The following is an 8,124-nucleotide window of genomic DNA, read 5'->3' on the forward strand; positions in this document are numbered from 1 at the left end:
AAGGGTTGTACGGCGGTACAACCCTTATTTTTGGCCGATCTGCAATCAATAAGCATCATGAATAGCGAATCCTGCCGGTAAGGACGGCAGGGTGGCATCATTTGTCGGAAAGCGGGGTCGTGCTATGGAATGCAGGCCGGGCTGCGGCGCGTGCTGCGTAGTCATCTCCATATCTTCGCCCATCCCCGGGATGCCGCATGGCAAGAAAGCAGGGGAAAGGTGCGTCAATCTGACGGAGGACAACCGCTGCAAGCTTTTTGGGAAACCTGAAAGGCCGGCCGTTTGCGTCTCACTGGAGCCAACGCCGGAAATGTGCGGCGAAGACAACGACCATGCCTGGCGTTACCTGGCCATGCTGGAACAGGCGACAAAACCGGATCGGGACCTGTAGGCAATGACGACTGTGGTAAACTACACCTGAACCTGCAAGGCTGTTCTATGATATAATGGAATCTGTATCATGCTTTGGACTGGAGACATCCCATTGAACAGGCAAAAGTTCAGGATTCTGTTCGTCATCATTCTCATCCTGGTATGCATCATTAATCTGGCCGGTTTATCCTTTGGCACGGATAACCGCCAGGGATCTTTTGATGGCTTTTTTTTCTCGCTCAGCAAAACCGGTCCAACAGCCCTCTGTTTTGCGGAAGATGAGGCCAGAAGATCCGTCCTCGGCATTATTGCATACGTTGGCCTGGCAGCCTTTATGGCATTTGCCCTCGCAGCCTGGGCAGCCAAATCCGATTACAGAAGGCTTTTTTTTTCCGATCTGCGCAGGGAGATTCGCGAAGCTCTGTCCAATCGCTATCACGGGAGCAAATTCAAATAAGTACCTCTTTGTCTGAATCTTGAATATCGGGTAAGGAGGTGGCACTCCCGTGAGCGTGCTAGATATCGGCGTTATCGTTTTTTGCGGTATCGTATTTGTTGCTGCGCTAATTTTCAACCACTACGGCAGTAAAGTGGCAGAGGAGCTTGAACGGGAATTGCGGAATAAATACGCAAAGAAATGAACCCGTCAGATGCGCCTTAACTTGTCTGCTAGAGGCCGGTTCCGTCAGTCCTGGGGACCGGCCTTTGATGTTTTGCCCCTTTGCTTCAATCGCCCGGAATAGCTGGAAAGGGGATTGCTCTCAACAGCCCTGCGGAGCTGGTCGTCGTCAATATGGGTGTATATCTCGGTGGTGGCGATGCTCTCATGGCCCAGAATGGCCTGAAGGGCGCGAATATCCACATGACCGTGCTTGTACATGAGCGTGGCCGCAGTATGCCTGAGCTTGTGGGTGGAATACTTTTGTGTGTCAAGACCTGCAGCGCCCAGGTATTTTTTTACAAGGTACTGAACGGTTTTCGGGCTGATTCGCTGTTTTCTTTCACTTAAAAAGAGCGCGTTTTTGTCTTTGACACCTTCCACAGGCCTCACGCGCAGATAGGCGTTGATCGCGTCCAGGCAGGCCTGGTTCAGGTAAATGGTGCGTTCCTTGTTGCCCTTGCCGATAACGGTGAGGGTGTCACCGCGTATGTTGGAAAGGTTGATCCCGACGAGCTCCGATAACCGGAGACCGCAGTTCAGAAAGAGGACCAGGATAGCGTAATCCCTTTCCTGGTTCTTGCCTTCAACGCTTTCCAATAATTGGATGCTTTCATCCACATTGAGATATTTGGGCAGCCGGTGAACCACCTTTGGAGAATCCAGTTCAGCGGCCGGATTGTAGTCGATCAGCTTGACCTTGGTAAAGAGATATTTATAAAAGGATCTCAGGCAGGCGACCTTTCTGGCACGGGTAACGGCGGAATTGCCGCGAAACCTGCTGATGAAGGACATAAAGCTGTACAGATCGGCCAGATCAATTTTTTTGATGTCATCCAGTGTAATATCCCGAACATCGATGGTATCAAAATCCGCGTCCTTGAAGCCAGGGCGTGTGGTCAGCTTGATATAGCGGAAAAAGGTGCGCAGATCATAATAATATTCCTGAACGGTCTTAATGGATTTGCCCTTGATAGTCAGCATGTAATTGAGGAATTCAACGGCGATATCAGGCATGTCCTCATAGGAAATCACCGACATAAAAACATCCTTTCAGTATGTATTCGTAAGCATTATCCGTTTATGTACTCTATAAGCAGGGATGGATTTTGGACAATCCTGGAATCCCTGATGCTTATATTATACCACTTACCCTTCTATATTAAACAAAATTTTTATTTTGTATAATGTGAATTATATTTTTTATACCGCTTCTCTCTCACAAAACCCCATCCTCCCAAATGTCAAACTGCTGAAAGACGGTGAACACAGATTACGGAACCATCCGGTCAGACTGTCCGGGAATCCATAAGCATTTTTTGATATCGATGCATCCGTTTTCCCTGAACGGAATGCCTTCCTGCAACAGCATTTCACGCTGGATATGCTGACCGCCGAAGACATCATCCGGCGCCAGCCTTCCGCTTTGGTTCACAACCCTGTGACAAGGAAGAGCCAGGTGTTCGGGCGCATGCCGCATGGCCCATCCTACAACCCGGGCTGCTCGCGGATTGCCACAGAGAGCCGCTATCTGGCCATAGGTGGCTACCTTTCCTTTCGGTATGCGTGATACGATTTCATAAACTTTTTTCATAAAAGCGTTCATCATGAACCTCTTGAGTATGCGCCAATGGCATATAAAACGGAATGCTGGCGTGCTTCCCCAATTTATTATAACCAGGTTGTAATGATATAGTATAACGTCATTACATCAAGACGACAAGATGTTGTTCCTTCTTTTTGATGCGAGACCAGGTCCGCAATAGCAGGATGTTGCCATGTCATGACAGTATCACATCACCACCTTTTCAGGACTGGTCCACTTTCTCGGCCAATGAAGGCAGCAGAAGCCCGGCTCGTGCGGGCAGCATCAGGCTCCTGACGCTTTCTGAACGGTGGTCACCATAGAGCCAGGTGTCCTTATTCTCCCTGTCGATGACGACGGGCATCCTGTCGTGCAGCGGAAGGATATCCTCATTGGCTTGGGTGGTGATGATGGTGAAGCACGGAATCAGGTTTCCCGAATTGTCATTGAAGAACCAGTAGATACCGGCAAGGAAAATCAGGCTTGAATCCGGCGGAGCGATGTAGAACTTAACGCGCTTTTTCCCCGTTTCGCTGTCCTTCCATTCAAAAAATCCCCGGGCAGGTATCAGGCATCTTCTGCGCTCAAACGGCAGTCGGAACATGGGCTTTTCCGCGATGGTTTCCGAGCGGGCATTGATGATGAGCTTCCCGCTTTTTGATGGAAAACCCCATTTCAGGGCATGGACCTGGTCGGGCCTACCCCCCTCTTCCAGGCCGGTTTCATGATTCTTCCCCGGCGTAATCACCGGTGCATAATCTCCCGGAAAGATCTCGCCGGCTTTCTTCAGCAAATGCTTTTCCACCTGATTCACCAGTGCCGCAAAATCGTCCAGATCCTTTTCTGCCACATAGAACCTTCCGCACATCCCAATCACCTGGTTCCTTATCCTTTTATGTACGTCATCGGCGTAAACCGGATACCGTCCACAACCTGTTCTCCGCTGTTGGGCACAAAGCCCAGCTTTTTATAGACTTCAACCGCATAAGGCGAAGAATTGACCGTGATCTTGTTGCCGGTGCTTTTTTCAAGAGCATATTCAAACAGTTTTCGCCCTATGCCTTTCTGGTGATGCCTGCCGTCCACAAAAAACAGTGCGATATGATTGCCATGGTTTCTTGTGGCGATGACGCCGACCAGTTCATCATCCAGGTAAGCCCCATAGATCTTCAGGCAGTCTATGGCCTCCCGATTGCCAATAAAGTCTTTGAACGTCTGCATACCCTGCTCCGAGTAATCCGGAGCCTCATATTCCATGAAAACCGACAGGACTAGCTTTAAAGCCTGTTCCCTGTCATTTCCGCTGATCTCCTCGATTCGCATATAAACTTTCTCCTTGGCCTTTTGTGATCAGGCATCCATATGAAAATGACTAAGTGGTTCAATATCCCCACTTAGTCATGATGCGTCGTTTATGTAGCCTGACAAACATCAGACTTCCATGATTTCCTTTACTTTTGCATCAACGATCTGATCGATCTTATCGATATATTCATCGGTGATTTTCTGGATATCCTTCTCGGCATCCTTCAGATCGTCCTCAGTGATCTCCTTGTTCTTCTCCATCTTCTTGAAGGCTTCCAGGGCATCACGCCTGATCTGGCGAATGGCCACCTTGTCCCTTTCGCCTATCTTCTTGACGTCCTTGGTCAGTTCACGCCTTCTTTCCTCGGTCAGAGGCGGGAATATCAGGCGTATCACCTTGCCGTCGCTGTTGGGGTTCAGGCCGAGATCCGAGGTCTGGATGGCCTTGATGATATCATTCACAATCTTGGCATCCCAAGGCTGGATGGTGATCTGCCGGGCTTCCGGTACGGTGATGTTGGCCAGCTGAGTGATAGGAGTCGGAGAACCATAATAGTCCACAGTGATCTTGTCCAGCAAATGCGGGTTGGCTCTGCCGGCACGAATGCCTGCAAGCTCTTCCTTCAGCACCTGCAGGGTCTTGTCCATTTTTGTCACATATGCCTTGTAATTATCCTTTGTCATAATCAGACCTCCCTTGCTACAAATGTACCAACATTATCACCATTCAAAACCCTGATAATGTTTTCCGGCTCTTTTATGCTGAATACCAGTAAGGGAATATTATTGTCCATACACAAGGATGTGGCGGTAGAATCCATGACGCCCAACTGCTTGCTGAGCACTTCCATGAAGCTGATCCGGTCGTATTTGACCGCATTGGGATTCAGCTTCGGATCGCTGTCATAAACAGCATCAACGTTTTTGGCCAGCAGGATGACTTCGGCTTCTATCTCGGCGGCGCGCAATACGGCGGCGGTGTCTGTTGAGAAATAAGGATTACCGGTGCCGCAGGCAAAAATGACGACCCGCCTTTTTTCGATGTGGCGTATGGCTCTTCTTCTGATGTAGGTTTCGGCTACCCTTGGCATTTCAAGGGCCGTTTGTACCCTTGTGGGGACTCCCCTTTCCTCCAGGGCATCCTGAAGGGCCAGCGCATTGATGACGGTTGCCAGCATGCCCATATGGTCGGCGGTCGTCCGGTCCATTCCGGTACTGCTCCGTCCGCGCCAGAAGTTTCCGCCACCCACAACGATGCCCATGTCCACTCCCATATCATGGGCTTCCTTGATCTTGGAACTGATCTTGCTGAGGATGTTCTGATCAATTCCAAAACCCTTTTCTCCCGCGAGCGCTTCCCCGCTGATCTTAAGCATAACGCGCTTGTACTTTAAAGCCATAGTTGCCTCCAACATAGTAGAATGAAATCAATCGATGGCAGCATGGTATAGATACCAAAAGGGTATTTTGAAAACTCAAAATACCCTTTAAGCCGATTATTTAAGCTGCTTGGCAACCTCTTCAGCGAAGTTTTCATTCTTCTTTTCCAGGCCTTCGCCAAGCTCAAAGCGGGCAAACCTGCGAATATTGATGTTCTCGCCGATGAGAGCGATCTTTTCCTTGAGGATTTCCTCAACGGTTTTGTCGTTGTCCTTAATGAAAGGCTGCTCCAGGAGGCATACCTCATTGAAGAACTTCTCGATTCTGCCGGCTACCATCTTCTCCGCAATGTGCTCAGGCTTTCCTTCGTTCATGGCCTGGGTCTTGAGGATTTCCTTCTCCCTGTCAATGACTTCCTGAGGAACTTCCTCTCTCCTCACATACTGCGGATTCATAGCGGCAATCTGCATGGCAATATCTTTTACGAAAGCTCTGAAATCTTCGTTCTTTGCGGCAAAGTCGGTTTCTATATTGACTTCTACCAGAACGCCGATACGGCCGCCGCCATGGATGTAGGCATCAACGATACCTTCGGATGCGATCCTGCCGGCCTTCTTGGCAGCCTTGGCAAGTCCCCTTTCCCTCAGAAGCTCAACCGCCTTCTCGGCATCACCATTGGCATCGATCAGGGCCTTTTTGCAATCCATCATCCCTGCTCCGGTGCGTTCACGCAATTCTTTTACCATTGAAGCACTGATTTCCATCTGTACATTCCTCCTGACACTGGTTCATATTCCCGAATTAAGCTTCTTCTACTGTAGCTTCTGCAATATTTTCATTTTCATCACTCATTTCCGCAGCGTTTCCCTCATCGGAGACAGGTGCCTCGTCAACGGCTGCAGAACCCATTTCACCCTGCCTGGCCTCGATGACGGCGTCGGCAATCTTTGAGGAAATGAGTTTAACGGCTCTAATCGCATCGTCATTACCAGGGATGACATAATCCACTTCATCGGGATCGCAGTTGGTATCGACGATGGCGACAATGGGGATACCCAGTTTCCGTGCTTCCAGAATGGCGTTTCTTTCCTTCTTGGGATCGACAACGAACAGGGCGCCGGGAAGCTTCTTCATTTCAACAATACCGCCCAGGTTCTTCTGGAGCTTCTCCATTTCCAGCTTCAGCTTGATGACTTCCTTCTTGGGAAGCACATCAAATACGCCTTCAGCTTCAAATCGCTTCAGTTCATTCAGGCGATCGATACCCTTGCGGATGGTCTTGAAGTTGGTCAGCATACCGCCGAGCCACCTGTTGTTGACATAGAACTGGCCGCAGCGTTCAGCTTCTTCCCTGATGGCATCCTGAGCCTGCTTCTTGGTTCCCACAAAGAGAATGGTTCCGCCTTCCATCACCAGATCGCGGATGAAGTAGTAGGCTTCTTCAATTTTCTTGACGGTTTTCTGGAGATCGATGATGTAGATACCGTTTCTCTCGGTGAAGATGTACTCGGCCATCTTCGGATTCCATCTTCTGGTCTGGTGACCGAAATGCACGCCTGCTTCGAGCAGTTGCTTCATTGAAATAACTGACATGTCAATTCCTCCTTCTTGTTAATCCTCCGTCGCCTTCAGCTTTACAGCCCACTTTTTTCAAAGCACAAACTGTAAATCGGGCAACGTGTGTACTGAAAACACCTGTAGTATTATAGCACAGGCTTTATGCCGTGACAACAGAAAATATCCGAAACATGGGAATTCGGCAAAAGGATGATATCATGCTCCTACTCGCCGGTTTCGTCATGCTTGGGATTTCTTTTTACCAGTATGGCTGCCTTGGTTATGGCGGCAATCACGTCCACTTCGAACTGGGCCTTCAGATTGTTGATCTTGGAATAGATCACCCCTTTTTCAGAGACTATGTACTGAGGAGGCAAATCATTCAAGGCCTTGGCCGCAATATCCAGTCTGCATTTCTCGCATTTGCACATGTTGATATCCTTGAGGATATCATCCATCGCATTCATCACAATGACTTCCATGTAATTTTTTATTGAAAGCATATTTTTCCCTCCTCATCTTTTGATATGGATTATAGCATATCCGAAAAAACAATTCATCATAATTTATCCATGTAATGCCTGCCTCTGAGAAACGGTTTTTCAAAAAGCCGCTTGAACTTAATGAAAAAGGGCTCGTTGTCATCAATTGGTTTTATCAGGAACGTTTTCATGCCCAAAAGGTTTCCGCCAAGGATATCGGTAAACAGCTGATCACCGACAATAGCCACATGACAGGGCTCAAGCCCCATCCTGCCGGCAGCCTTGAGGAAGCCGTTGCTTAAGGGCTTTCTGGCCTTATAAATGTAATCTATGTTCAGATAGCGGCAAAACTGTTCTACCCTTGCCTGTTTGGCATTGGATACGATCACGGTTTTGATGCCGTTTTTGTTCAACTCCTCCAGAAAGCTTTTGATCTTTATGTCCGCATCCCTGGTATAGGTCGGTACAAGGGTATTGTCGATATCCAGGATCAGGCCCTTGATGCCAAGCTTGCGCAGGCCATCGGGATGGATGGCATAGATGGATTTCAGAAAGGCATCAGGGGTTAGCAAATGTCCCATCTGCAAGTCCTCCGGTATTGCCTGAAGCGTTTGACGCTTCATTTCATTACGACATTAGCTTACCATTTCCCCGGCTGTCGGTGCAACACAGTGCTTTTGCCGGACGGTGTCAACTTGTTGTAGGATTTTGCTAGACACCTTCTTTGGAGATTACTAAATAATGCTCATACTAGCCGCTATTGCTTTCAATTGCTTAAAGTACGG

At 48.7% G+C, this 8,124-nt stretch carries 13 protein-coding genes; 3 read left to right on the plus strand and 10 right to left on the minus strand.

The window, feature by feature from the left end:
• Positions 1–124 precede the first annotated feature (124 nt).
• The 3 genes from F3H12_RS05700 to F3H12_RS13575 all read left to right on the plus strand — a co-directional run bounded on the left by F3H12_RS05700 (position 125) and on the right by F3H12_RS13575 (position 1,013).
• Positions 125–391 carry a YkgJ family cysteine cluster protein gene (locus F3H12_RS05700; RefSeq protein ID WP_149678378.1) on the plus strand — a complete coding sequence of 89 codons (267 nt, stop codon included), beginning with the start codon at positions 125–127 and terminating at the stop codon, positions 389–391.
• 93 nt (positions 392–484) lie between these two features.
• A complete protein-coding gene (locus tag F3H12_RS05705; protein WP_149678379.1) occupies positions 485–829 on the plus strand; it encodes a hypothetical protein in 345 nt (114 codons plus the stop codon).
• Positions 830–878: 49 nt separating this feature from the next.
• Positions 879–1,013 carry a hypothetical protein gene (locus F3H12_RS13575; protein ID WP_279231989.1) on the plus strand — a complete coding sequence of 45 codons (135 nt, stop codon included), beginning with the start codon at positions 879–881 and terminating at the stop codon, positions 1,011–1,013.
• Positions 1,014–1,057: 44 nt separating this feature from the next.
• On the opposite strand, the gene F3H12_RS05710 is transcribed toward F3H12_RS13575, so the two are convergent.
• From F3H12_RS05710 to F3H12_RS05755, 10 genes are all read right to left on the minus strand, one after another.
• Positions 1,058–2,071: a tyrosine recombinase XerC gene (locus F3H12_RS05710; RefSeq protein ID WP_149678380.1), complete on the minus strand. Its 1,014-nt coding sequence runs from the start codon at positions 2,069–2,071 to the stop codon at positions 1,058–1,060.
• A gap of 232 nt (positions 2,072–2,303) precedes the next feature.
• Positions 2,304–2,624 carry an MGMT family protein gene (locus F3H12_RS05715; RefSeq protein WP_243133203.1) on the minus strand — a complete coding sequence of 107 codons (321 nt, stop codon included), beginning with the start codon at positions 2,622–2,624 and terminating at the stop codon, positions 2,304–2,306.
• 214 nt (positions 2,625–2,838) lie between these two features.
• On the minus strand, positions 2,839–3,483 hold the full coding sequence (locus tag F3H12_RS05720; protein WP_149678382.1) for an SOS response-associated peptidase: 645 nt from the start codon (positions 3,481–3,483) through the stop codon (positions 2,839–2,841).
• A gap of 17 nt (positions 3,484–3,500) precedes the next feature.
• Positions 3,501–3,938 carry a GNAT family N-acetyltransferase gene (locus F3H12_RS05725; protein WP_149678383.1) on the minus strand — a complete coding sequence of 146 codons (438 nt, stop codon included), beginning with the start codon at positions 3,936–3,938 and terminating at the stop codon, positions 3,501–3,503.
• Between the two features lie 108 nt (positions 3,939–4,046).
• Positions 4,047–4,604: a ribosome recycling factor gene (frr, locus tag F3H12_RS05730; RefSeq protein ID WP_149678384.1), complete on the minus strand. Its 558-nt coding sequence runs from the start codon at positions 4,602–4,604 to the stop codon at positions 4,047–4,049.
• A gap of 2 nt (positions 4,605–4,606) precedes the next feature.
• Positions 4,607–5,320 (minus strand): UMP kinase, encoded by a 714-nt coding sequence (gene pyrH / locus F3H12_RS05735; RefSeq protein WP_149678385.1) that lies wholly within the window; start codon positions 5,318–5,320, stop codon positions 4,607–4,609.
• A gap of 96 nt (positions 5,321–5,416) precedes the next feature.
• Positions 5,417–6,064 carry a translation elongation factor Ts gene (gene tsf / locus F3H12_RS05740; RefSeq protein ID WP_149678386.1) on the minus strand — a complete coding sequence of 216 codons (648 nt, stop codon included), beginning with the start codon at positions 6,062–6,064 and terminating at the stop codon, positions 5,417–5,419.
• A 37-nt stretch (positions 6,065–6,101) separates the two neighbouring features.
• Positions 6,102–6,893, minus strand: coding sequence for a 30S ribosomal protein S2 (gene rpsB, locus F3H12_RS05745; RefSeq protein WP_149678387.1), 792 nt, complete (start codon positions 6,891–6,893; stop codon positions 6,102–6,104).
• Between the two features lie 188 nt (positions 6,894–7,081).
• Entirely contained in the window at positions 7,082–7,360 is a 279-nt protein-coding gene (locus F3H12_RS05750) for a late competence development ComFB family protein (protein WP_149678388.1), read from the minus strand.
• A gap of 56 nt (positions 7,361–7,416) precedes the next feature.
• A complete protein-coding gene (locus F3H12_RS05755) occupies positions 7,417–7,920 on the minus strand; it encodes a YqeG family HAD IIIA-type phosphatase (protein WP_188118399.1) in 504 nt (167 codons plus the stop codon).
• Positions 7,921–8,124 lie beyond the last annotated feature (204 nt).

Source organism: Thermoclostridium caenicola (assembly GCF_900142095.1).
GTDB lineage: Bacteria > Bacillota > Clostridia > DSM-8532 > DSM-8532 > Thermoclostridium_A > Thermoclostridium_A caenicola.